Here is a 24,559-nt window from a genome sequence, read left to right as displayed (position 1 = left end):
ATATGCATATATATATTTTATTTCCACTTTTTTTAGTATTGGTTTCTTGCAGTAAAGTAAATACTAAACATAGTACTACAGAAAAAGTTACATTGAATCAATGCATTAAAAATTTGCCACATTCAACACACTATGATTTAAATACTTTTTTACATGAAGTAAATGATGACACTCTGTCGTCGTTGGTAAAATCATTAGATATAAATAATAATGATTTAAAACTTCTTAGTAAACGCGTCGAACGTGAACAAAATAATATTAAACAAGTTAGTTTTGATAAATACCCATCGATTTCAATTAACGGTGGTTATGGTAACTCTCGAATTATAAAGAATGGTTATGGCTCACATGATAGTTTTTCTCTATCTTCTTCACTAAGTTATAATATGGATTTAAATAGTCAACGTAAAATTAATATTAACCTTGCTGAGTTAAGCCTAAAAATAGCAGTTGAGGAAAGCAGGCGTACAAAACTAAAAGTTATTGAAAACTTTCTAATTACATACTGGGATGTTTTAAAAACCTACAAGGAACTTCATTTTCTTAAAGAAGAACGTGAAAACTATCGTCTAAGACTAAATTTAATTGAATCACGTTTTAAAAATGGTCTGGTTAATCCAGTGGATGTTTATGCAGCAAGACAAATAATTAATGATTATGACGATCAAATTCAAAATGTTGCTGTATCTCTTTCAGGCAAGAGAGAGTATCTTGCTGTATTCCTCGATAAATCCGTAAATGAAGATTTACCTTTCAATACGGCAGCGGATTTTTCCAAAAAGCTAACTACACCTGCACAACTTCCATTAAATATTCTTGGTTGCAAACCAGAAATAATAATATCAGAATATCAACTTGAATCAGAACTTAAAAGCCTGGATTTACAATATTCTAGGTACTATCCAGACATTTCGCTAAGTGCCGCATTGTCCTCAGCAAGTTCATTTGTGGATAGTTTGTTTTCTTCTCCTGTAAGATCACTAAATGCATCATTGTCCCTGCCATTCATAGAATGGTATAAGATTGATGCTGATGTTGATAGTGCAAAAATATCAGTTGAAGAGGCAAGATTAGACTTAAGAATTACAGTGTTAAATGCACTAACGGAGGTTAAAAATCTTGTCGATGCGCAAATACTTGCCGAGGAAATGAAAGAAAACCAAAAGAAATCTCTAATTTTAGCAAAGAAAAGGCTGTTTATTGCTGAGAGCAGGTTTAAGGTTGGATATTCTGACTTGCAATCAGTCTTGGATGCTGAAGTTTTTTATGCTTCTGCTCAAAAATCACTGATCAATGCAGAGGTCCAGTATTACTCAGTTTCCTTGAGGCTTTTGATTTCAATTTTTGGTGGGCAATTCCTCGATGTCTCTAGAGATAATCCAGGTTCGTCATGAAAAATTTTCATGCATTAAATTACAAATTTACGCCTTAATTAACGAACTTATTCTAAATTACCCCTCTCCTCAATCACTATGTGATTGAGGAGAGGGTATTTATGATATATTATTTACTCCTTGACACTCTAATATAGCATCATGGTTTATGTGTCTCTGCATGTCGATTTATAAAGGATATTTATTTCTTCCTATACATAATATCAAGCAAATATGCAATCTATGATACTTCGATGAATATTCTAATGGAACTTTTGCCCCTTAGGCTTACCTGGACCTGAAAAATAAATTTAATGGAAGTACTTTGAAAACATACTTGGTATAGCCGCTAAAATGAACTTAAAACCTTCGATTGAACTCAAATTTCCATTTATAATTAAGTGTGATAAACTCATATCTATAATTTGATTTATTATTTCATTATATCTCTACTTTGCAAATATTAATTTTCATTGCCAGTATCATATCGACTGCTATTATAAACGGATCTCTCCTTTGGAGTTAACGTTGCCTTTCTCGAAAGGCAATCTATTATTGCTAATGTTACTTAATGGAAGAGATTGATTGATAATGAATAAGGTTATCTGTAGATATTTATGATGATTTTATTAAGGTCGTTATATTAAGTGTTTTAGTTTGTTGTGTGATAATGGATCTTTCCCATATTGAAACATCCATAATAATTTAATTTCTGCTTTCGTTTTAATTTTAATTTTATTACAAACGCAGAAAAATTCACATGCAGAATTATTTTTTAACTTAATGGTGTTTTTAGTGGATAATTTCGTCATTAAACAAAACCACATTTGATTAATTAATGCCTATTAATAAAAATTATTTACTGTTTATCGTTTACCTTTATCCGCTCATTTACTTACCACCGAATATTTGATATTCGAGAGGTTCCCCATACAAATCTTGAACTGTTCATTTTCCTATCATCTTGATAGTAATTGTATATTTTTTTATTCGAGAGCTTTGAGAGACAAAAGTGTTGGGGTAACCTGGTATGACACCAAATCCACTGGAGGACGCTTCAAGCGTTCTGTTTCGGCCTTCCGTAACTGGCTCACCGCCGATGGCGCACCGGGCCCAAGCGGTGAAGGCGGTTTTGCGGCAGAAAAAGATCGCTACCACCTGTACGTTTCTCTGGCCTGTCCGTGGGCACACCGCACGCTGATCGTGCGCAAACTGAAAGGGCTGGATTCCTTAATTCCCGTTTCCGTCGTCAATCCGCTGATGCTGGAAAACGGCTGGACCTTCGACAGTGATTTCCCTGCCGCCACCGGCGATGAACTGTATCACCACGATTTCCTCTATCAGCTTTACCTGCGCGCCGACCCGCACTACACCGGACGCGTCACTGTGCCGGTTCTGTGGGACAAGAAAAACCAGACCATCGTCAGTAATGAATCCGCTGAGATCATCCGTATGTTCAATACTGCGTTTGATGCGCACGGTGCACGGGCCGGTGATTTTTATCCGCCGGAACTGCGCGATAAAATCGACGAACTGAACAGCTGGATTTACGACAACGTCAACAATGGCGTTTACAAAGCCGGTTTCGCCACCAGCCAGGAAGCTTACGACGAAGCGGTCGGTAAGGTGTTTGAATCTCTGGCGCGCCTCGAACAAATCCTTGGCCAGCACCGTTATCTGACGGGCGACCGCCTGACAGAAGCCGACATTCGCTTGTGGACCACGCTGGTGCGTTTCGATCCGGTTTACGTCACCCACTTTAAATGCGACAAACACCGCATCAGCGATTACCTGAATCTGTACGGTTTCCTGCGCGATATTTATCAAATGGAAGGTATTGCTGAAACCGTCGATTTCGACCACATCCGCACCCACTACTATCGCAGCCACAAAACGATCAACCCGACGGGGATTATTTCCATCGGTCCGTGGCAGGATCTGGACGAACCGCACGGTCGCGATACGCGTTTTCGCTAAAGCATAAAGGCGCCCACTGTGGCGCCTTTACCACTCTTTTATTCCCGTCTACGCTTTAAGTGATTGCTTAAAAAACAAGTGATTGACTGAATATCGAGGCTAAGGAAAATGGACTGGTATCTAAAAGTACTGAGAAACTACGTTGGATTTGGTGGCCGTGCGCGTCGCAAAGAGTACTGGATGTTCATTCTGGTGAACTTCATCCTCGCCATCGTGCTAGGTATTGTCGATAAAATTCTGGGGTGGGAACGCGCGGGTGGCGAAGGCATTCTCACCACGATTTACGCCGTGCTGGTTCTACTGCCCTCCTGGGCTGTGTTGTTCCGCCGTCTTCACGATACGGATCGTTCAGCGTGGTGGTTGCTGCTGATTTTGATTCCGATTATCGGCTGGCTGATCATTCTGGCCTTTAACTGCCAGAGCGGTACGCCGGGCGAAAACCGCTTCGGGCCGGACCCTAAGTTACAGCCGTGAAATTTGCCCGGAGACGCGTAGCGATCCGGGCCTACAAAAACTACTTATGATGCGCGAACAGTTTCGGGATTTCGCGCAGACACCAGGATTTGGCCTCGCCCATGCTGTCACGACGCCACGCCATAATAATATCCACTTCGTTAGTGTATTCCGGGCTGACCACGCGCAGTCGCCCTTCAGCGATATCTTTTTCCACAAACGGATACGGCATCGTGGCGACACCCAGGCCCGCTAACAGCGCCTGACGCTTGTCTTCCAGAGAGGTCACCGTCAGACGCGGCTGCTTGTCCAGCAACTGAACGGTGAGCACCGGTCGTTCCCGCGCAGTATCCGCCACCGCCACGCCGCGATACTTCACGCGAGTCACTTCGGATAACGGCTCCGGCTCTTGATGAATCGGGTGATCCGGCGCGGCAACGTAGACGTTCATCACGCTATAAAGCTTGCGCGAGTTGATCTCCGACGAGGAGCGGAAGTGCATGTCAGGCGCGATCACGATGTCCGCCCTGCCCGTCTCCAGCCGCTCCCACGCGCCTGCCAGCACTTCGGTAATGACCGAGAGTTGGGTGTTGGCTTTGGCGGCCAGACGGTCCACCAGCGGGAACAGCGCCGAAGTCGGCACCAGCGCTTCGGTGACCAGCGTCAGATGGGTTTCCCAACCACGCGCCAGAGCTTCGGCGTCGGTGGTCAGTTTGTCGGCTGCTTCGAGCAGAACGCGGCCACGCTCCAGCAGCATTCGCCCGACATTAGTGAATTTTGTTCGGTGACCGGAACGGTCGAAAAGCACCACATCCAGCTCTTCTTCGAGCTTCTGCATGGTGTAGCTCAGGGCAGATGGAACGCGCCCCAGCTCGTCTGCCGCAGCGGCAAAGCTGCCACGCCTGTCTATCGCGTCCATGACGCGCAGCGCCTCAAGCGTCAATGCTCTCTCTTTAGCCATCTCGTTCTCATTCAGGAAATTTGAACATACCGGGCAGAATATCTGGCTAACAATGAAGCGTCCATACCTTTACCATTGTTTTAGTGTAAAGAGAGGTCAGTTTTATGATTACGACAAGAACAGCAAAACAGTGCGGACAAGCCGATTTCGGTTGGCTGCAGGCCCGCTACACCTTTTCCTTTGGACACTACTTTGACCCAAAACTGCTCGGTTACGCCTCACTGCGCGTGCTGAATCAGGAAGTGCTCGCACCGGGCGCCTCCTTCCAGCCTCGCACGTATCCGAAAGTGGATATCCTGAATCTGATCCTGGAAGGTGAAGCGGAATATCGCGACAGCGAGGGCAATCATGTCCAGGCGAAGGCGGGCGAAGCGTTGCTGATATCAACGCAGCCGGGCATTAGCTATAGCGAACACAACCTCAGCAAAGATAAGACGCTAACGCGTATGCAGCTGTGGCTGGACGCCTGCCCGGAGCGGGAAAATCCGCTGGTGCAGAAGATCAATCTCAGCGGCGATAAACAGCAGCTGATAGCAACGCCGGATGGCAGCAACGGCAGCCTGCAACTGCGCCAGCAGGTATGGTTGCATCATATCGAGTTGAAAAAAGGTGAACAGGCGAGCTTCCAGCTCCACGGGCCACGCGCCTACCTGCAATCCATTCACGGCACGGTACATGCTCTGACGCATACGGAAGAGAAAGAAGCGCTCACCTGCGGTGACGGCGCGTTTATTCGCGATGAAGCGAACATTACGCTGGTCGCCGATACTCCGCTGCGCGCGCTGCTGATTGATTTGCCGGTGTAATAACGACTCTCTCCCTTCACGGGAGAGAGCCTGCACGTCAAGTCGCCTTATTCGCCATAATCTCGATAATCTGCCGATCGGTGGCCTGCATCGACTGACACGCCAGTGAGCACAAATTGGCGATTGAGTGCTCCACATCATCGGCCACAATCCCTTCGTTGCCCGTCACAGCAGAATCATCCAACGCCATCATCACCGCTTTCCAGGCACTTCCCACGCTGGTTGACACTTTCATGGCACAGCTATTGGAAGCGCCATCGCAAATCATACCGCTTACGTCACCAATCATGCTGCTGATCGCCATCGACAGCGTTTGATAGCGTCCATCGAGCAGCCACGCCATTCCCGCCGCCGCGCCCATCGCTGCCGTGGTGGCCGCGCACAGCGCTGATAAACGTGGAAGCTGGTAGTGGATGTAGATCGCCGCCAGATGCGAGAGCATGAGCGCCCGCGCCAACTTTTCGTCGTCAGCCTGAAGATGCTCGGCCACCACCAGTACGGGCATGGTTGCGGTGATCCCCTGATTGCCTGAACCGGAATTGCTCATGGCCGGGAGTGTCGCTCCGCCCATCCGCGCATCCGACGCAGCGCTGGTGCGAATGACAATATCCGAGCCCAAATCCTGCGCCATAAATCCGCGAGAGCGCTGCTTATTCAACGTCGCACCTATATGCAGCCCCCATTGCCCGGTGAGTCCTTCGCGGGAAAGTGCATCGTTCAGACGCGCGGCCTCCAGAATGAACCCAATCTTTGAGAACGGAACCTGTTCGACAAACTCAAGGATCTGCGACAGCGTGGTGCGTGAAAGCATGGCCAGCGGATCGTCGGCGTCGCTTTGCGGCTGCTCGTCCAGCATGAAGCGGGTTTCACCCTGACAGGTTATCTGCACGACGCGTGTATGCCCGCCCGCAATCGTTACACTCGCCGACTCTTCGCCGGCGTAGACGCGCGCTCGGGAATAGAGGATCTCCGCGCACGGTTCCTGCAATTTCACCTGCACTTTTCCCGCGTTGAGCAGCGCCTTCGCCTGCTCAACGCTATCCGTTGAAACGCCTTTCAGCACTTCAAGCCCGCCCTGCGCATTGCCACCCAGAGCACCCAGCGCAGCGGCAATCGGCAGACCCACCATGCCGGTACCCGGTACCGTCACGCCGAGACCGTTTTTCATCAGGTTCGGAGAGACCCAGGCCTCAATGCGCGTGACTGCTCCGGATAACTGCTGCGCGGCGATTGCGCAGGCCAGCGCCAGCGAGATCGGTTCCGTACACCCCAGCGCAGGTTTGACTTCCTCCTGCACGGCACGAATAAAATGATTCCATAAAGGATTAATTTGCTCAGACATCGTTACGACCTTAATTGCCCCTCAGGAGAACGCGAGGAAAGGAGAAACACAAAGCAGCAGCCCGGTAATAATAATAATCACCAGTGATACGCCTTTATATTTGTGCAGCGCGGGGACTTTATAGACCAGCCACGCCGGAATTAAACAGCCGACCATGCCAAAGATCGGGCTACAAATAGAGGTAAAACTCAGGACCGGTGCATTGAGAACAATCGCACTCCAGGCCAGCAGAATGGCGAATAGCATTATTCCGCGCTGCACCAGACGCTCATTGATCTTCTCTTCAGGCAATTTGCGGCGCAGCACATTCATCACAATACCCTGCGTCGCTTCCCGAAAGCCTAAATAAACGCCGAAGAACGCGGTCATCACGGCAAAGATATTTAAGATAACGCTGACGATTTTGACCCAGCCCGCACCGTCGCCGCTAATAAACTGCGCGGCAATCGCCAGAGCCGAGATATTTTGTTCGTACGCTTTCACCGCCTCGTCATGCCCCATCGCCAGGGTAAACGAAACCGCATAGAAAAAGACCGTCACAAACAGAATACCGAACGCAATATTCATCGCCCGCAGCGCTTTATGGCGCGCCACTTCGATAGATTTGGCCCGCGAGCGATAAGAGATCACCATCGGACTGAGTGTCTGAATAAAGAGAATAGAGGTTAAGGTAAACGGCAGTGTGATGATGGCGTTCTTGATAAGTAAGCCCATCGGCGGCAGCATCCCGACGTTAATCAGCTGCCACATGCCAATCATCGACAGACCGAGCGCTGCAACCACCAGCAACTTGGTCAGAACCATCAGGCTCGACACTTTAAACAACAGCTTTTCACCGCGTGATGAAATGGCCACCAGGATACAAATCAGAAATAGACCGTAGAAAGGGTTTTCAGATAACAGGCTATCGGTGACGCCAAAGGTATGCAAATATGAGGCGCTGTCGTTGGTAATCGCGGTGGAATAAACAAACATCCAGATAACCAGCATCACGAAATAGAGCGCACCTAATAAGATGCCCCAGTTTTTGCCGAGATAACCGCTGATCACACTCGGGTAATCTTTGCACTCGGGGGATTCTGCCAGCGTGTTAATAAATAAACGCTGAAAGAGATACATCGCCGGATAGCCAATAATTGATGAGAGCAGAAAAACCCAAAGCCCCATTAATCCGACCTGCACAGGGAGAAAAACAATCCCCGCACCAATCGCCATGCCGATACTCATGATCACCCAGCCGGTGTCATTACTGTCGAATTTAATCGCTTCCTGCCACTCGCTTTCACTCATTCCCGCCCGTCTTGCCGCCGGGGAATCAATCACAATAACGCTGTTGTTTGTCGCCGTATACATAAGGCACTCGCTTATTTTGTAGGGTAAACAGTTATTTTTATGGGTTCCGCTCACCAGCGATAATGAGCCAGAAGAGTACAGGTGCTTATTATTTGAATGGAGAGATGATACCGAGGGCGCAAGAGAAAAAAGTCACAACATTTGTGCGGTTTTTGGGTGTTAAAAGGAAAAAATGCTCTGAAAGAAGGGATTTTAGAAACACGTTTCTAACAGTGACACAGTTCAAAGAATTAAAACGCCCGCGACAAACCCGCGTTGTTGATTGATTTTCCGTGTGAACGCGATTTCTCTTTGTGGGGACTTTTGAGCAGCCCTGGTCCTGGAGACTTCACAGATTGCATTTCCCTGCTCATCTCTCCTTTATTTCTTGATATGTCGGTCCGGAAAAACCACTCGTCATGATATTTATTTTCTGATTCTATGACACTAACGACAATATTGACGAGCGTAAAAAGACTACACTCCTGACCTGCTTTATTAATCACATCAATATATTTTATTAATCAATGAAAAGGACATCATTGAATGAGCAACGTTATCTATTTAACGCTGATGGGAGAGCGTCCGGGGGAAATATCCTCTGGCTGTGGAACAGAAAAATCGATCGGCAACCGCTTTCAGTATCGACATGAAAACGAAATCCTTGTTTATCAGCTCTCATCCAGCAGTGTCAGTACCACAGATGGTGTGCATCACCAGGGACTGAGCTTCACCAAGCCGGTCGACAAAAGCTCACCGCTTCTGATGGCGGCGATAAATGAAAATGAAAAGCTGCGGCTGAGCTTTGATTATTACCGTACTAACCGGTTTGGCCGCCAGGAAAAGTATTATCATATCGAACTGCACGGCGCATCGATTCAAGCTATATCGAGTTCGGTGACGAAGGATATGTTGGATACTGAAAGTATCAGCGTGAGTTATGATTATATTCGCAGTAAACATCTCATTGCGAATACCGAGTTCAGCGATCTGGTGTTGCCGGAAAAGTATAATGAAATATTCCCTCCGTCTGAACAAAAGCAGCCTGAAAAACGGAATATCACCCTGACCCTCGGGGTGTTTTTTGATGGAACCGGCAATAATGCTGTCAACACGCAAAATATGCTCGCCGCCTGTACCGCCGCGCACTTCGACCTCTCCGACCCTGATGCTGAGAGCATTCTGGCGCGTACGGCTCAGGAACAGATGGGCATCTCCGGGACCGGGGCGATCAGCTATACCGGCGGGTACACCAATATTCACTGGTTAAATACGTTGTACAAAACGGATCTGCCCATTGATTCAGGGCAGGCGCAGGCGGCCATTTACGTTGAGGGGATCGGTACCGAGGCGGGAAAACCGGACAGCATGATTGGGCTGAGTTTTGGGGTGGCAGATACCGGGGTGATTGCGAAGACGGATCTGGCGGTGAAGCAGATTGCGGGAGCGATTAAAAAGTTCTTTGATGATATCAGGGAGTTTGTATCAGTTCCTTCCCTGAAAGTGACTGAGTTTAGATTCGATATCTTCGGTTTTAGTCGCGGTGCGGCGGCGGCACGCCACTTTGCCAACAGCATTCAGATGGAAGATCGGGACATTATCAATGCCATCCGCCAGGGATTGAATAACGTCGAATACGCGGGTGCTCCGGCAGGAAAAACTCGCTTTATCGGTATTTTTGATACCGTCGCCGCCATCGGCACACCGCAAAATGGACTTAATCCGCACACGGCTAACACCGGTGACGTCAATATCGTGCTACGTCCCGGCGTGGCAGAGAAAGTATTTCACATCACGGCGCAGCACGAGTGCCGTTTTAACTTCGCTTTGAACAGCGTGCAGCCCGCCTGGCCGGAGCTCGCTCTGCCCGGAGCGCATTCCGATATCGGCGGTGGCTACCTGCCTGTGATGCGGGAAAATCTCTATCTGACGCATCCGGAAGTGGAAACCGTGCCGCTGGATACACCGCTGACGGATACACGAGCATACCGGCATGCCATGGAGCAGCTACCGATTCTGAAACTTTCTGCGGTATTGGCACCGTTAATCCGCACCTATGACATTACGGCTGACGTCTGGGAGGACACAAGGATGCCAGCCCATCCGAGAGAAGGAATGCAGAAACGTGCGTTTGCGGCTCTGGTCATGAAAAAGCGCATCGTGAAGAACGACTGGTCTAAGGTGGTACTGCGAGTGATGATCGATGCAGCGCAGGATGCTGGGGTGGTGTTTAAGGAAATTCAAAAAAATGATGCCCTAAATCTCAGCCCAGATCTTTTAAAACTATGTGAAAAATCGATATTAATGGGGCAAGCATGTCGTTCTGGGAAAATTCCGTCAGAATTTAATCAGCAAGAAACTGATTGTATTGCTAAAAACCTTATCCACTGCTCGGCAAACTGGAACAGCATTATTTTTGATAGAACCCAAAAGCCCTACGGTGGAGCCTCAATGTCTGAGACCCTTGGTTTTGTAAACAGGCCAGATGAAAACTGGCAAAGGACAATCTACAACATGGATGGAATTCAAAAATGAGTTATGGAAAACAGTCCCTATTTGCTTTGGTACTTGCTTTATTCGGGTGCCAATCCGGCAAGTCCATAACACCAGAAGAAACGGGTAAGATGCCCTATGGACTGATTGAATTTACGTTTTTCACTCCGAAGGCTTTGCCCGCTGATGTTACCTATGTTGGTATCATCGATGACAAAAAAATCCTTTACTCATTCAGGAGTCTGGATAGTATTCAGGACAATTGGGCGACAGTTAGCACATGGAATAATAAAGTCAGACGACATGCACAGTTCAATAAAATCCGGCACCCTCCGGTGACAATGCTGTTTTGTTGGGACTCTGTCATTGATAAAAAAACCTACGAAACGCATGTGACTTTTCCCGAATCCGTCAGGCAAAAGATGAGTGTTTCAACAGGGTTAGACGATTATGGTGAAATGGCCTGGTTTAATACTTTACTGTTTGGCTTAGCTCCTGAAGGTAAAGTAAAGGTTTGGCTACAGAACACTGCCAGCGGCAATGGTAGCAGTCCGGTAGAACCGGAAAAAATAATCACATTATCCGGCGATAGACTGGATGGTTGTAAAGGGATAACTCAACATTCGCAGGGTTACGAATATACCAAAGAGACAGAAGAATTTATTAAAGGCAAAACCTACCCCTACGGCGATTGGTAAATTAACCCGCTCTTACTGCGGATACAAAGAATGATCGCCAACACAGCAAAAGCATTCCCACAAACACCACATCAAAACGCCCGCGACTTTCGCGGGCGAACAGAATCACTCGCTCAGTGCATTCGCCATATCGGTTTTGATCTGCTTACGCTGCTCCGGCGTGAGCACCTGGCTGACGTCGAAGTAGTATTTCACGCGATAGTAGCGCGCTTGTTCTTCTACTTTGCTAAAAGCGGACAGTTGATTTTTTACTACGCTTTCGTTCCATTTTCCGGACTGGAACATCTCAATCAGCGCACCATCTTTCACGCCGGTCATCGGGATTTTGCTGACGTTATCTTCCAGTTTCTGGTGCAGATCTTCAATTTTCTTCACCTGATCGGTACTGAGTTTAAGATGCTGCACGAGAGGATCTTGCGACGGGGACGGTGCGGCCTCAACGTTTGCCGCCTGCGCGGTAAAACTAAAACCAGCGAGCGTTGCTGCGAGCAGAGCAATACGGGTCATTTTCATCATCTTACTGTCCTTAAAGAGTTGTAGGGGAAGCAGGTGCATTGTTTTTCAAGACTGGATGAAGATGTGTGATCAATTATATAAACAAATTTGTATGTGCAGCGGGCAAAAAAAAGCCCCCTTCATGGAAGGGGGCGTATCCACAGGTGTTGGCTTAAATGGCCTGGGTGAAAGTTCGTGAAATCACGTCCTGCTGCTGTTCACGCGTCAGGGCGTTGAAGCGCACTGCATAGCCTGAAACGCGGATTGTCAGGTTCGGATAATTCTCTGGATGTTCAATGGCATCCATCAGCATTTCCCGGTTCATAACGTTGACGTTCAGGTGTTGCCCGCCTTCGATGGCCGCTTCATGGTGGAAATATCCGTCCAGCAGACCGACCAGGTTAGTTTTACGTACCCCTTCGTCTTTGCCCAGCGCCTGCGGCACAATTGAGAAGGTGTAAGAAATCCCGTCTTTGGCGTAGGTGAACGGCAATTTCGCGACAGACGTTAACGAGGCCACCGCACCTTTGCGATCGCGCCCATGCATCGGGTTCGCCCCCGGCGCAAATGGCGTGCCGCCACGACGTCCATCCGGTGTGTTACCCGTTTTCTGGCCGTACACCACGTTCGAGGTGATGGTCAGAATCGACTGCGTCGGCACAGCGTTGCGATAGGTCGGCAGCGCCTGAATTTTCTTCATAAAGCGCTCCACCAAATCGCAGGCGATGCTGTCCACCCGATCGTCATTGTTGCCGTACTGCGGATACTCCCCTTCTATCACGAAGTCGACCGCCAGGCCGGTGTGGTCGCGCACCGGTTTCACCGTGGCGTACTTGATCGCCGCCAGGGAATCCGCCGCCACCGACAGGCCCGCGATCCCGCACGCCATCGTGCGATGTACATCGCGGTCGTGCAGGGCCATCAGCGAGGCTTCATAGCTGTATTTATCGTGCATGAAGTGGATCAGGTTCAGGGCGCTGATGTACTGCACCGCCAGCCAGTCCATAAAGTGATCCAGGCTCGCCATCACGGTGTCGTAATCCAGCACATCGTCGAGCAGCGGTTCGGTTTTCGGTCCGACCTGGATTTTCAGCTTCTCATCCACCCCGCCATTGATTGCGTACAGCAGCGTTTTGGCGAGGTTGGCGCGCGCACCGAAGAACTGCATCTGCTTGCCGATCACCATCGGGCTGACGCAGCAGGCGATGGCGTAATCATCGCTGTCGAAATCGGCACGCATCAGATCGTCATTCTCGTACTGCAACGAGGAAGTAGCGATCGACATCTGCGCGGCATATTTTTTGAAAGCAATCGGCAGCTGTTCGGACCACAGGATCGTCAGGTTCGGCTCCGGCGCAGGCCCCATCGTGTTGAGCGTGTGCAGATAGCGGAACGAAGATTTGCTGACCAGCGTACGGCCATCTAATCCCATCCCGCCGATCACTTCCGTGGCCCAAATCGGATCGCCTGAGAACAGGGTGTCGAATTCCGGTGTACGCAGGAAGCGCACCATGCGGATCTTCATGATGAAGTGGTCGATCAACTCCTGCGCCTGCTGCTCGTTCAGGCGTCCGGCCTTCATGTCGCGTTCGATGTAAATATCAAGGAAGGTCGCCGTGCGGCCCAGGGACATCGCCCCGCCGTTCTGTGATTTCACCGCCGCCAGATAGGCAAAGTACAGCCACTGCACCGCCTCCTGGGCGTTCATCGCCGGGCGCGAAATATCACAGCCATATTTCGCCGCCATCTCCTGGATTTGCAGCAACGCGCGGCGGTGCTCGGATAACTCTTCACGCAGGCGAATGGTCGCCTCCAGATCTTCTCCGCGCTCCATTCTCGGCTGCAGATCGGCAAACTGCAGCTCGCGTTCACGCACCAGATAGCTGATGCCGTACAGCGCCACGCGGCGATAGTCGCCGATAATGCGCCCGCGCCCGTAACCGTCCGGCAGACCAGTAAGCACGCCGGATTTACGACAGCGCATCATCTCCGGGGAATAGACGTCAAACACACCCTGGTTGTGAGTTTTGCGCAGATGGGTGAACAGATACTCAAACTGCGGGTCCATCTCGCGGCCATAGGCTTCAAACGAGCTGCGGATCATGTTGATCCCGCCGTACGGATGCAGGGCGCGTTTCAGCGGCTTGTCTGTTTGCAGGCCGACAATCGTTTCCAGCGCTTTCTCGATATAGCCCGGTCCGTGGGCAGTAATGGTGGTGGCGACGTTAGTGTCGAAATCGACCGGAGCGTGAGTCGAGTTTTCCTGACGAATGCCCTCCATCACCTTCTGCCACAGCGCCGTGGTGGCAGGCGTCGCGGGCGCTAAAAAGTGCTCGTCGCCCTCATACGGCGTGTAGTTTTGCTGGATAAAATCCCGCACATTAATACTGTCTTGCCATTCGTTACCGCAAAAGCCGGCCCACGCGTCGCTGTAGGGAGCGACACGAATATCGATATTAACCTTCATGATTTTCTCTCTGTATCAGGCGATTTCCGCAGCCAGATGGACCTTTCCAAGACGGAGGGCATCCAGTGCGATCATTTTTTCTTCGTTGGTTGGGATCACGGCGCACGGCACGCGGGACGTGTCAGCGGAGATGATGCGCTCACCCGCGCTACCTGGCTGGGCGTTTTTCTGCTCATCAAGCCGGATGCCAAATACCTGCAGGCGGTCGGCCACCAGCTGGCGAATCAGTTTTGAGTTTTCGCCAATGCCGCCCGTAAAGACCACGCCGTCCAGACGGTGCAGGGACGCGGCATGACCGGCGATGTGACGGGCTATGCGATGGACGAAGGTCTCAATCGCGAGGCGGGCGCGCTCGTGTCCGTCGTGCCAGGCTTTTTCAAGAGTGCGTAAATCAGACGAGAGGCCGGAAAGCCCGAGCAAGCCTGATTCTTTGTTGACGACGCGCTCAAGATCCTCGAACGTCTGCCCGGTCTGCTGGGCAATCCAGGACATGGCGCCAAAATCGACATCGCCACAGCGCGTGCCCATCACCAGCCCTTCCAGCGGCGTCATTCCCATCGAGGTATCCACGCTGTGTCCGTTGCGGACCGCGCAAATCGACGCCCCGTTACCGAGGTGCGCAATCACCAACCCGCTGTCCGCTTCGGGAATATTCAGCAAGGACCGGGCCTGCTGGGAAACATAGCGGTGGGAGGTGCCGTGGAACCCGTAACGGCGCACGCCCAGTTCTTCAAAGAAGCGATACGGCAGGCCGTAGAGATAGGCCTGTGGCGCGAGCGTCTGGTGGAAACTGGTATCAAACACCGCCACCTGCTGCACGCCTGGGAACAGCTGCTGCGCGGCTTCCACGCCGCTGAGGTTAGCGTAGTTGTGCAACGGGGCCAGAGGGGAAACCTGACGGATTTGGTCGATAACCTCATCGGTGATCAGGGTGGACTCGCTGAACAGGCTGCCACCGTGAGCGATACGGTGGCCAATTAAGGCCACGCTGCTCATCAAATCGCGCTTTTCCAGCTCCAGGGCGATGGCAGCCAGCGCCCCTTCGTAGTCCTTGCGAGCCAGTTTGACTGGCTCGCTCCCGTTCACGGATATAAAGGCACTTTCGGTGTTCACTCCATCTGCGATACCGGTCATCAGCGCATCACAACTCGCTGCATCCAGTACCGAAAACTTCACAGAGGACGATCCACAGTTAATGACCAATACAACCGGAAATTCATTCATGTCTTTACTCCGCTCATCCTGAGCTTTGAATCAGAAAAGTTTGTAAACGATATTCAGAATGGTCAGCAGGCCAATCGCGGTAACGAAGATGTTCTCGGTTCTGCCTTTGTATTTCGCCAGTGCTGGCGTTTTGCGGATGGCATACATCGGCAGCAGGCACAGCAGGGAGGCGATAATCGGTGCGCCCATCGCTTCAATAAGATCCAGAATGTTCGGGTTGGCGTAAGCCACCACCCAGGTGGAACCCATGATGAAGATCATGCTGATGGTGTTGAGTTTGCCGACGGAAACTTTCTTCTTATCGCCTTTGTAACCAAACTTCAGCACCAGGCCGTTCAGCCCTTCCAGCGTACCGAGATAATGTCCGAAGAAGGATTTGAAGATGGCGACCAGGGCAATGATCGATGCGCCGTATTCCAGCACCGTAGCGAATGTCGATTTGGTGCCTGACAGCGAAGCAAAGTGGTTGGCCAGGTAAGACAGCACGGGAATGTTCTGTGCTTTGGCTTCCGCCATGTTCTGCGGAGAGAGCGTGAACAGGCAGCTAAAGGCGAAGAACATCACTACCGCCACCATCAGCATGCTGGCGCGACCGATGATTTTGGAACATTTCTGCTCGGTGAACTCTTTGCCGAATTCGCCTTCGTACTCTTCACGTTTTGACACCACAAACGAAGAGACAATTGGCGAGAAGTTGAAGGAGAAGACCATGATGGAAATCCCAAGCCAGACGGTAACCAGAATGCCATCGTGTCCGGTAAAGGAGATATCACTCAGGTTGACCTGGTCGATCACCGCCGAGTTCCAGTAAGGGATCAGCGACAGGGAGATCAGGATCAGGCTGGCAATGAACGGGAACACCAGGAAGCTCATCACTTTCACCATCAGGTCTTTACCAAACCAGATAACGAAGGCCATCAGCAGCAGCAGGAACAGGGCGACAAAGCCACGGTTCAGCGCAGGCAACTGGAGCTGGTTTTCCCAGAAGGTCATGAAAGTGTTCGTAATGGTAACGCCGTAAATCCACAGCAGCGGGCAGATGGCGAAGAAGTAGAGGAAGGTGATGACCACGCCGCCGGTCTTACCAAAATGCTCTTCGACCGTCTCGGTAATGTTACCGGATGGGTTGCTGCCAGACAGACACAGACGTGCCAGCGCGCGGTGGCAATAGAAGGCAATCGGGTATGCCAGAAGCAGCATCAGCAGGATCGGAATCAGGCCGCCAAAACCGGCGCGGATCGGGAAGAACAGCACGCCTGCACCGATTGCGGTACCGAACAGCCCCAGTGTCCAGGTGGTATCTGATTTTCGCCAGGAGGACGTTTTTGTCTGACTGGCAATAATGGTTTCAGAGTTGCTCATAATTTATCCTTATTTATGCGTCAACGAGGCCGGTAATTTGGGAAACGCGGGAAAGGTCAATATTACCACCGGAAATGATACTTACCGTTTTACGACCCTGAATATAATGGTCCAGTTTGCCGCTTAATAATGCAGCAGTTGCCAGCGCGCCAGCCCCTTCTGTTACCACTTTATTGCGTTGAATCAGCGCGACCATGCTGTTACGAATATCGTCTTCGCTGACCAATACGATGTCATCGACTAATTCACGCACAATCTGGAAGGTTAAATTACCTGGGCGAGAAACATCGCAACCGTCGGCTAATGTCCCGGTGGTACGGTGATTCATAATTTCCCCGGCGTGGTATGACGCCGCCATACCGTGAACGTTTTCTGACTGAACGCCGATAATATTAATGGTTGGGTTAATGGATTTAATTGCAGTCGCAATACCCGCGATTAAACCACCGCCGCCAATAGGGACAATCACGTTATCGACATCATATAAGTCTTCCAGAATTTCCAGACCAATGGTTCCCTGTCCGGCAATGACTTTCACATCGTCATACGGTGGGATAAAGATGCGGCCTTCCAGCTCAACGATTTCGCTCACTTTGGCGATGGTGTCGTTAAAGTTCTCGCCGTGCAGCACGACTTCGGCGGAGTAATCACGCGTGGCAGCCACTTTCGATTTAGGCGCGCCCATCGGCATCACCACTTTACCGTCGATGCCCAGCATCGCACAGGAGAGTGAAACGCCCTGAGCGTGGTTGCCCGCAGAGCACGCGACGACACCTTTGCGGCGTTCGGCTTCGGTTAACGAACTTAATTTGTTGAACGCACCGCGAATTTTAAACGAACCCGTGCGTTGCATATTTTCAAACTTGAGGAAAATTTCGCCTTTGCAGCGTTCACTCAGATAATTAGAACGCGGCATACCTGTTTTATAAATTTTACCAGCCAGTCGTTTGCGGGCATCTTGTATTTCTTCAATCGTTACCGGAAGATCGTAAGTAATGTGCATATAATCCTCTTTATAATAATTAATTTTCTATAGACAAAATCTGGGTGTCAGCGAAGTATATTTTCGCCGGGTGTTTTTAAAATTAAATACTTAATTCATTATTCAGTAATTGTAAGCTGTTTTCGCCTTTCACTATTTTGAGCGGAATATTGCTTCGCCAACTCCACTAATACCGAAGCGGATTTTTTAATACGATAATTTTTTGACCAGACTGCGGCATAACGTGCAATAGGTAATTCATCTTCTACGGGCAACACCACAAACTGATCTGAACCGAACGGCGTAATCATGTCTCTTGGGATCACGGTGAGATAATCGGCGTTGAGAACCAGGTTATAGATGGTGACGACGGAATCGGTTTGGACGATGTTTTCGATGCTGATGTGGTTATTCTGGAGGGTGGTTAATAATTCTTTGTAGTAGCCCATATCCGTTTGCGGCATCACCCACTGCTCGTGTGTGAGCGATGCCAGTGTCGTCGTTCCCGTGCTCGTTCGTGTTTTGCTGGCTACCAGTACAAACTCAGACTCAAACAGTGGCTCAACGTGAAGATCCTGGAGCAGCATCTCATCGCTCAGTGTACCGATGGCAAAGTCTAGCCGTCCGTCACGGATAGCCGGGAGGAACGAAGAGAGCTGTGCTTCAAACATCGAAACTCGCGCTTTCGGGAACACTTCCTTGAACTTTTTGATCATGCTGGAGAGGAACGTAAAACCAATCAGCGACGGATAACCGAACGAGACGTCAATGACGGTGCTGAAGCTCAGGTTGTTCATCTCACTGACCATATTCTTCATTTCGCGCGTGATGGATTCGGAGTAGGCGAGGAGCGTTTGCCCCGCGCTGGTCAGCTTCACGCCGGTGTTTTTACGCACAATCAGTTCGACGCCAAAGTAGGATTCGATATCGTTGATGATTTTGCTAACGGCTGGCTGAGTCAGACCTAGTTGTCGGGCGGCAGAACCAATAGATCCACTTTTAATGACTTCCTGAAATACAACCAGATGTTGTGTTTTCGGTAGAATAATAGTGTTCATTATATTCTGCTCTTATTTCCATATCCCGTGACAGAATTCTACCCATTATTGATGACGAGGGTATGTGCTGTTACTCACAGAATGCTTTTTCGTATTTTCCAGATAGCAACAAAAAGCCACTTTTATCATTATAAATCATACTGATAACATTTCTGAAATCAATGATTCGCCTGATATTGATCAACAAAATACAGAGAGATAAATTAATTTTATGGCGATAACCACGATCTATTTATGGCAATAAACCAGAATGAATAAAGGTGATATTTCAGGCAATTAAAGGTGAATAATTAGGCGTTATTAGAGTTAAACATTTTTGTATATTATCAAATAAGTTAATAAATACTGGTCAACATCTGAAAAAGCGTCGAAGGCATCACACATTCATAGGGCAAATGTATTGAACGGAAAGATTTCGTTAATCTATGAGCTATAAATGAATTACAACTCAACAGCATTTATAACATCAACTCAACACTGAAAAATGGACCGTTTTTAGCGCGTAATTTTGTGAATGGGATCGCTTATGTTGGTAAAAAATCACCATCCCCACCAGAAACAGTGAAATGTGCTATCAGTCGCAAAAATGAGAATTGGTTTGATTTGGCGGGAGCCTTCCCCCCTCACCCCAGCCCTCTCCCTCAAGGGAGAGGGGGCCGTCTGTGCAAATATTCAGGCCCCAGAAAGCAAAAACCCCGCCGAAGCGGGGTTTTCTGAATGGTTGAAGCTGACCGATAAGCCGGGTTCTGTCGTGGACAGTCATTCATCTAGGCCAGCAATCGCTCACTGGCTCAAGCAGCCTACCCGGGTTCAGTACGGGCCGTACCTGGTGAACCCCTATTTGGCCTTGCTCCGGGTGGAGTTTACCGTGCCACGGACTGTTGCCAGCCGCGCGGTGCGCTCTTACCGCACCCTTTCACCCTTACCTGATCCCGCTTGCGCGGGCCATCGGCGGTTTGCTCTCTGTTGCACTGGTCGTGGGTTTCCCCCCCAGGCGTTACCTGGCACCCTGCCCTATGGAGCCCGGACTTTCCTCCCCTCCGCCCGTCTCCCCCGAAAGGGACGACGACGAAGCGGCGACTGTCTGGTCAGCTTCGGCGCGAAGTATAGAGGGTTTGAGGGCTGCTGTCACCCTTGCGTGCGCATCCCCACCTGCAAAGTCGCCGCAATGTTGCGCGATGAGCGATAAATATTGTCAAATGCCCCGCGGAAGGCTTCTTCCAGCGAGCCAATGCTGTTCAGCACGCTGAACACCGCGTCGATACCGTACTGATGCACCACGCCGACATCGCTGGTTAAACTGCCCGCAATACCTATCACCGGTTTGTGATATTTTTTGGCGACACTCGCCACGCCAACCGGCACTTTGCCATGAATACTCTGGCTGTCGAGCCGCCCTTCTCCTGTCAGCACCAGAGTGCAATCGTGGATATGTTCTTCGAGGTTCAGCGCCTGGGTAACAATCTCAATCCCGCTGCGCAGCTCGGCGCCAAGAAACGCCATCAGCGCAGCCCCCATTCCCCCAGCCGCGCCAGAACCCGGTGCGTTTTTCACGTCAATCGACAGGGATTTTTTTATCACATCCGCGAAGTGGCTGAGATTGCGATCAAGCTCGACGATTTTTGCTTCATCGGCCCCTTTTTGCGGACCAAAAATGCGCGATGCGCCCTGTTCGCCAATCAGTGGATTGGTCACGTCGCAGGCCACGCGAATAGTGCAGCCCTTCAGTCGCGGGTCCAGCCCGGAAACGTCGATCCGGTTCAACGCCATCAAACTGCCGCCACCGTAGCCAATCTCTTTGCCGTTGGCATCGCACAGCTTCGCGCCCAGCGCCTGAACCATGCCAGCTCCGCCATCGTTAGTCGCGCTGCCGCCGATACCGATAATAATGTTGCGTGCGCCTTTATCCAGCGCATCCAGAATCAGCTCACCCGTGCCGCGAGAGGTGGTTATCAGCGGATTCCGTTTTGCCGACGGAACCAGTGCCAGACCGCTGGCGGCGGCCATTTCGATAATCGCAGTCGCGCCATCGCCGGACATTCCCCAGCAGGCATTCACTTTCTCGCCCAGTGGACCGGTGACAACGACGTGGTGCTCCGTTCCCTGAGTGGCGGCAATCATCGCATCGACCGTGCCTTCTCCACCGTCAGCGACGGGCACCGAGACATACTGAGCATCCGGAAATATTTCCCGAAATCCTTTTTCTATCGCCTGCGCTACCTCGGAGGCAGACAGGCTTTCTTTATATGAGTCAGGGGCGATTACAATTTTCATAGTGGTAGCCTGTTACTGCACAGCGCCGGAAAGCGTTTCACTTATCCGGCCTACAGGGTAGGCCCGGAAAGCGCAGCGCCACCGGGCAGAACGCCATTAGCGAGTGACTTCCACTTTCGCCAGTTTTTCGTAGTAGCACGCAATCGCGCTGTGATCAGCCGTTCCCAGACCATCGGCACGCAAGGCCTGCATCATCTCCATCACCGCAGCGGTCAGCGGCAGCTGCGCGCCCACGCCGTGAGAGGTATCCAGCGCGTTCGCCAGATCTTTAATATGCAGATCGATACGGAAGCCCGGCTTGAAGTTGCGATCCATCACCATCGGCGCTTTGGCGTCCAGCACAGTGCTCCCCGCCAGCCCGCCGCGAATCGCCTGATACACCAGGTCCGGATTGACGCCTGCTTTGGTCGCCAGGGTCAGGGCTTCAGACATCGCGGCAATGTTCAGCGCCACAATCACCTGGTTCGCCAGCTTGGTGACGTTGCCCGCGCCGATTTCACCGGTGTGTACCACGGAACCGGCCATCGCTTTCAGCAGGTCGTAATATTTGTCGAAAATCGCTTTATCACCACCAACCATTACCGAAAGAGTACCGTCGATGGCTTTTGGCTCGCCGCCGCTCACCGGTGCATCCAGCATCTCCACGCCTTTCGCTTTCAGCGCTTCGCTGATTTCGCGGCTCGCCAGCGGGGCGATAGAGCTCATGTCGATCAGAACCAGGCCGGGCTTCGCGCCTTCGATCAGGCCATTTTCACCCAGCGCCACGTCCTGCACGTGCGGAGAGTTGGGCAACATGGTGATGACCACGTCGCACTGCTCGGCAATCGCTTTGGCCGTGAGGGCCGTTTCGGCTCCGGCGGCAATCAGCTCGGCGATCACTTCCGGATTGCGGTCAGAAACCACCAGTGAGTAACCTGCTTTAATCAGGTTTTTACTCATTGGTTTACCCATGATCCCCAGGCCAATAAAACCAACTTTCATCGTCATAACGTTCTCTCTTCTCAGTGGTGATTATTTTTTAAAGGAATCGGCTAACTTCTGCGTGGCAGAGCGGAAGACGCCGAGATCGCTGCCTACCGCCACAAAGGTCGCGCCCCACTCCAGGTAACGGCGGGCGTCAGCTTCGACCGGTGCCAGAATGCCGCACGGTTTGTTGTGCGCTTTAGCACGGGCGAAAATGTGCTGAATGGCGCGCTGCACATCAGGATGATTGGCGTTACCGAGGTGGCCAAAGGCTGCCGCCAGATCGCTTGGGCCGACAAAGATGCCGTCCACACCGTCGGTAGCGGCGATGGCATCGACGTTGTCCACGCCCTGCTGGCTCTCAATCTGAACCAGGATGGTGATGTTCTTGTTTGACTGGGCAAAGTAGTCCGGCACAGTGCCAAACATGTTGGCGCGATGGGAAACCGATACCCCGCGAATGCCTTCCGGCGGATAGCGGGTCGAGGCCACGGCCTGCACGGCTTCTTCCACATTTTCCACAAACGGGATCAGGAAGTTATAGAAGCCGATATCCAGCAGGCGCTTGATAATCACCGGCTCGTTGGTCGGAACACGCACCACCGGCGCACTGTGGCTGCCTTTCAGCGCCATCAGCTGCGGAATAAAGGTGCTGATATCGTTCGGGGCGTGTTCACCGTCTAGCACCAGCCAGTCAAAACCGGCCAGCCCCAGAACTTCCGTGCTAATAGGGCTTGCCAGCGCAGACCAGCAGCCAATTTGAATCTCTTTTGCCGCCAGAGCTGCTTTAAACTTGTTCGGGAAAATATCGTTACTCATCGCTTTCACCTTCAATGAATCGTTATTTTTGCAATTCCATACGCTTGATATCGCCTACGACGAAGAGGTAGCAGAACATCGCCCCTAGCGCAGAACAGCCAACGAAGACCAGCGCCGCATTGAACGAATGCAGTTCACTTACCAGATAACCAATCACCAGCGGGGTGACAATCGACGCCACGTTACCGAAGACGTTAAACACGCCACCGCACAGGCCCACAATTTCTTTTGGCGCAGTATCGGAAATCACCGGCCAGCCCAGCGCACCAAAGCCTTTACCGAAGAACGCCAGCGCCATCAGCGCGACAACCAGTACTGTGTTGTTGGTGTAGTTGCACAGGATAATGGAGGAGGCCAGCAGCATGCCGAGCACAATCGGCAGCTTACGCGCGAGGGTGATCGACTTACCGGTTTTAATCAGATGGTCCGAGAACACCCCGCCCAGCACGCCACCCGCAAAACCGCACAGCGCCGGGATGGACGCCACCATGCCGACTTTCAGGATCGACATACCTTTTTCTTGCACCAGGTAAATCGGGAACCAGGTGAGGAAGAACCAGGTAATGGTGTTGATAAAGTATTGACCAAAAAATACGCCCAGCATCATGCGGTTGGTCAATAACTGTTTGATGTAATGCAGCTTTGGACCGCTCGCCGCTTTGTCGCCCGGTTTTTTATGATCCATGTCGACCACCGCGCCGCCGTCAGAGATGAACTTTAGCTCTTCGGCAGACATACGCGGGTGGTCGGTTGGGTTATGGATGAACTTCACCCACATGCCGGTCAGAATGAAACCAATCACCCCCATCACGGTGAAGACGTGTTCCCAGCCCCACGCAAACGTCAGCCAGCCGAGCAGTGGCGAGAACAGCGCGAGGGAGAAATACTGCGCGGAGTTAAAAATCGCCGAGGCGGTGCCGCGCTCTTTGGTCGGGAACCAGGCCGCCACGATTCGGGCGTTGGCCGGGAATGACGGCGCTTCCGAGAAACCGAGCATAAAGCGCATACAGAACATGGAGATACCGGCCCACGCCAGCGGGAAGAAATCGACAAAACCCTGCATAAACGTGAACAGCGACCAGAAGAACAGGCTGTAGGTATAGACTTTCTTCGAGCCAAATTTATCCAGCAGCCAGCCGCCTGGAATTTGCATCAGCAGATAAGCCCAGCCAAACGCGGAGAAGATGTAGCCCATCGATACGGCGCTTAACTGCAGCTCTTTCGCCACTTCGGTTCCGGCAATTGACAGCGTGGCGCGGTCAGCGTAGTTCATCGCCGTCACGATAAAAATAATCAGTAATATTAAATGACGGGTATGAATACCCTTTTTCGTTTCTACAGCTGTTTCCAGTGACATGTTTATTTCCTCAGGCACATCGATCCAGATATTTTTATTATTTTGAATAAGTCATTACTGATTATTTATTGATAGCAGGCAATATCCGTTAATTAACCAGATGCATTGAAATCGTGATTAAGT

At 50.8% G+C, this 24,559-nt stretch carries 19 protein-coding genes and 1 other RNA gene; 6 read left to right on the top strand and 14 right to left on the bottom strand.

What is annotated here, in order from left to right; translation table 11 throughout:
* Positions 1-2 precede the first annotated feature (2 nt).
* The 3 genes from JBO43_RS16695 to JBO43_RS16685 all read left to right on the top strand — a co-directional run bounded on the left by JBO43_RS16695 (position 3) and on the right by JBO43_RS16685 (position 3,824).
* Positions 3-1,394 carry a TolC family protein gene (locus tag JBO43_RS16695; RefSeq protein ID WP_202668382.1) on the top strand — a complete coding sequence of 464 codons (1,392 nt, stop codon included), beginning with the start codon at positions 3-5 and terminating at the stop codon, positions 1,392-1,394.
* Positions 1,395-2,372: 978 nt separating this feature from the next.
* Positions 2,373-3,350, top strand: a complete 978-nt coding sequence (locus JBO43_RS16690; RefSeq protein ID WP_202674732.1) for a glutathione S-transferase family protein — start codon at positions 2,373-2,375, stop codon at positions 3,348-3,350.
* Between the two features lie 108 nt (positions 3,351-3,458).
* The gene (locus JBO43_RS16685) at positions 3,459-3,824 is read left to right on the top strand and encodes a DUF805 domain-containing protein (protein ID WP_103947023.1); all 366 of its coding nucleotides are present in this window, start codon (positions 3,459-3,461) and stop codon (positions 3,822-3,824) included.
* 40 nt (positions 3,825-3,864) lie between these two features.
* On the opposite strand, the gene JBO43_RS16680 is transcribed toward JBO43_RS16685, so the two are convergent.
* Positions 3,865-4,764 (bottom strand): LysR family transcriptional regulator, encoded by a 900-nt coding sequence (locus JBO43_RS16680; protein ID WP_095283507.1) that lies wholly within the window; start codon positions 4,762-4,764, stop codon positions 3,865-3,867.
* Between the two features lie 104 nt (positions 4,765-4,868).
* On the opposite strand from JBO43_RS16680, the gene JBO43_RS16675 reads away from it, so the two are divergent.
* Positions 4,869-5,570 (top strand): pirin family protein, encoded by a 702-nt coding sequence (locus JBO43_RS16675; protein ID WP_095283508.1) that lies wholly within the window; start codon positions 4,869-4,871, stop codon positions 5,568-5,570.
* A 37-nt stretch (positions 5,571-5,607) separates the two neighbouring features.
* On the opposite strand, the gene JBO43_RS16670 is transcribed toward JBO43_RS16675, so the two are convergent.
* Positions 5,608-6,912, bottom strand: a complete 1,305-nt coding sequence (locus tag JBO43_RS16670) for an L-cysteine desulfidase family protein (RefSeq protein ID WP_202674731.1) — start codon at positions 6,910-6,912, stop codon at positions 5,608-5,610.
* A gap of 21 nt (positions 6,913-6,933) precedes the next feature.
* Complete coding sequence (locus JBO43_RS16665) at positions 6,934-8,265, bottom strand: SLC5/6 family protein (protein WP_202674730.1); 1,332 nt, start codon at positions 8,263-8,265, stop codon at positions 6,934-6,936.
* Positions 8,266-8,790: 525 nt separating this feature from the next.
* Between JBO43_RS16665 and tssD the strand changes: the two genes are divergently transcribed.
* Together tssD and JBO43_RS16655 are read left to right on the top strand one after the other, a co-directional pair.
* Positions 8,791-10,779, top strand: coding sequence for an Hcp family type VI secretion system effector (gene tssD, locus JBO43_RS16660; RefSeq protein WP_202674729.1), 1,989 nt, complete (start codon positions 8,791-8,793; stop codon positions 10,777-10,779).
* Entirely contained in the window at positions 10,776-11,435 is a 660-nt protein-coding gene (locus JBO43_RS16655) for a DUF2931 family protein (protein WP_202674728.1), read from the top strand. Before tssD ends, JBO43_RS16655 begins: the two co-directional genes overlap by 4 nt.
* A 105-nt stretch (positions 11,436-11,540) precedes the next feature.
* Here JBO43_RS16655 and JBO43_RS16650 read toward each other — a convergent pair whose 3' ends face one another.
* The 11 genes from JBO43_RS16650 to JBO43_RS16600 form a co-directional block, all read right to left on the bottom strand.
* On the bottom strand, positions 11,541-11,951 hold the full coding sequence (locus tag JBO43_RS16650; protein WP_202674727.1) for a Spy/CpxP family protein refolding chaperone: 411 nt from the start codon (positions 11,949-11,951) through the stop codon (positions 11,541-11,543).
* Positions 11,952-12,102: 151 nt separating this feature from the next.
* Positions 12,103-14,397: a formate C-acetyltransferase gene (gene pflB / locus JBO43_RS16645; RefSeq protein WP_202674726.1), complete on the bottom strand. Its 2,295-nt coding sequence runs from the start codon at positions 14,395-14,397 to the stop codon at positions 12,103-12,105.
* Between the two features lie 15 nt (positions 14,398-14,412).
* The gene (gene tdcD, locus JBO43_RS16640) at positions 14,413-15,621 is read right to left on the bottom strand and encodes a propionate kinase (RefSeq protein WP_095283513.1); all 1,209 of its coding nucleotides are present in this window, start codon (positions 15,619-15,621) and stop codon (positions 14,413-14,415) included.
* Between the two features lie 30 nt (positions 15,622-15,651).
* Positions 15,652-16,983, bottom strand: a complete 1,332-nt coding sequence (gene tdcC / locus JBO43_RS16635; protein ID WP_095283514.1) for a threonine/serine transporter TdcC — start codon at positions 16,981-16,983, stop codon at positions 15,652-15,654.
* A 13-nt stretch (positions 16,984-16,996) separates the two neighbouring features.
* Positions 16,997-17,986 carry a bifunctional threonine ammonia-lyase/L-serine ammonia-lyase TdcB gene (tdcB, locus tag JBO43_RS16630; RefSeq protein ID WP_095283515.1) on the bottom strand — a complete coding sequence of 330 codons (990 nt, stop codon included), beginning with the start codon at positions 17,984-17,986 and terminating at the stop codon, positions 16,997-16,999.
* Positions 17,987-18,084: 98 nt separating this feature from the next.
* Complete coding sequence (gene tdcA / locus JBO43_RS16625; protein ID WP_095283516.1) at positions 18,085-19,023, bottom strand: transcriptional regulator TdcA; 939 nt, start codon at positions 19,021-19,023, stop codon at positions 18,085-18,087.
* A gap of 719 nt (positions 19,024-19,742) precedes the next feature.
* An RNA gene (rnpB, locus tag JBO43_RS16620) (RNase P RNA component class A) lies at positions 19,743-20,119 on the bottom strand.
* 32 nt (positions 20,120-20,151) lie between these two features.
* On the bottom strand, positions 20,152-21,297 hold the full coding sequence (garK, locus tag JBO43_RS16615; protein ID WP_202674725.1) for a glycerate 2-kinase: 1,146 nt from the start codon (positions 21,295-21,297) through the stop codon (positions 20,152-20,154).
* A gap of 96 nt (positions 21,298-21,393) precedes the next feature.
* Positions 21,394-22,284, bottom strand: a complete 891-nt coding sequence (garR, locus tag JBO43_RS16610; protein ID WP_095283519.1) for a 2-hydroxy-3-oxopropionate reductase — start codon at positions 22,282-22,284, stop codon at positions 21,394-21,396.
* A 24-nt stretch (positions 22,285-22,308) separates the two neighbouring features.
* Complete coding sequence (gene garL / locus JBO43_RS16605) at positions 22,309-23,079, bottom strand: 2-dehydro-3-deoxyglucarate aldolase (RefSeq protein WP_095283520.1); 771 nt, start codon at positions 23,077-23,079, stop codon at positions 22,309-22,311.
* 22 nt (positions 23,080-23,101) lie between these two features.
* Entirely contained in the window at positions 23,102-24,436 is a 1,335-nt protein-coding gene (locus JBO43_RS16600; RefSeq protein ID WP_202674724.1) for an MFS transporter, read from the bottom strand.
* Between the last annotated feature and the right edge of the window lie 123 nt (positions 24,437-24,559).

The sequence above is a fragment of the Lelliottia jeotgali genome, assembly GCF_016771845.1.
GTDB classification, from domain to species: Bacteria; Pseudomonadota; Gammaproteobacteria; order Enterobacterales; family Enterobacteriaceae; genus Enterobacter; species Enterobacter jeotgali.
The sequence above is the reverse complement of the archived record's forward strand: the minus strand, read 5'-3'. Positions and strand labels throughout refer to the sequence as shown.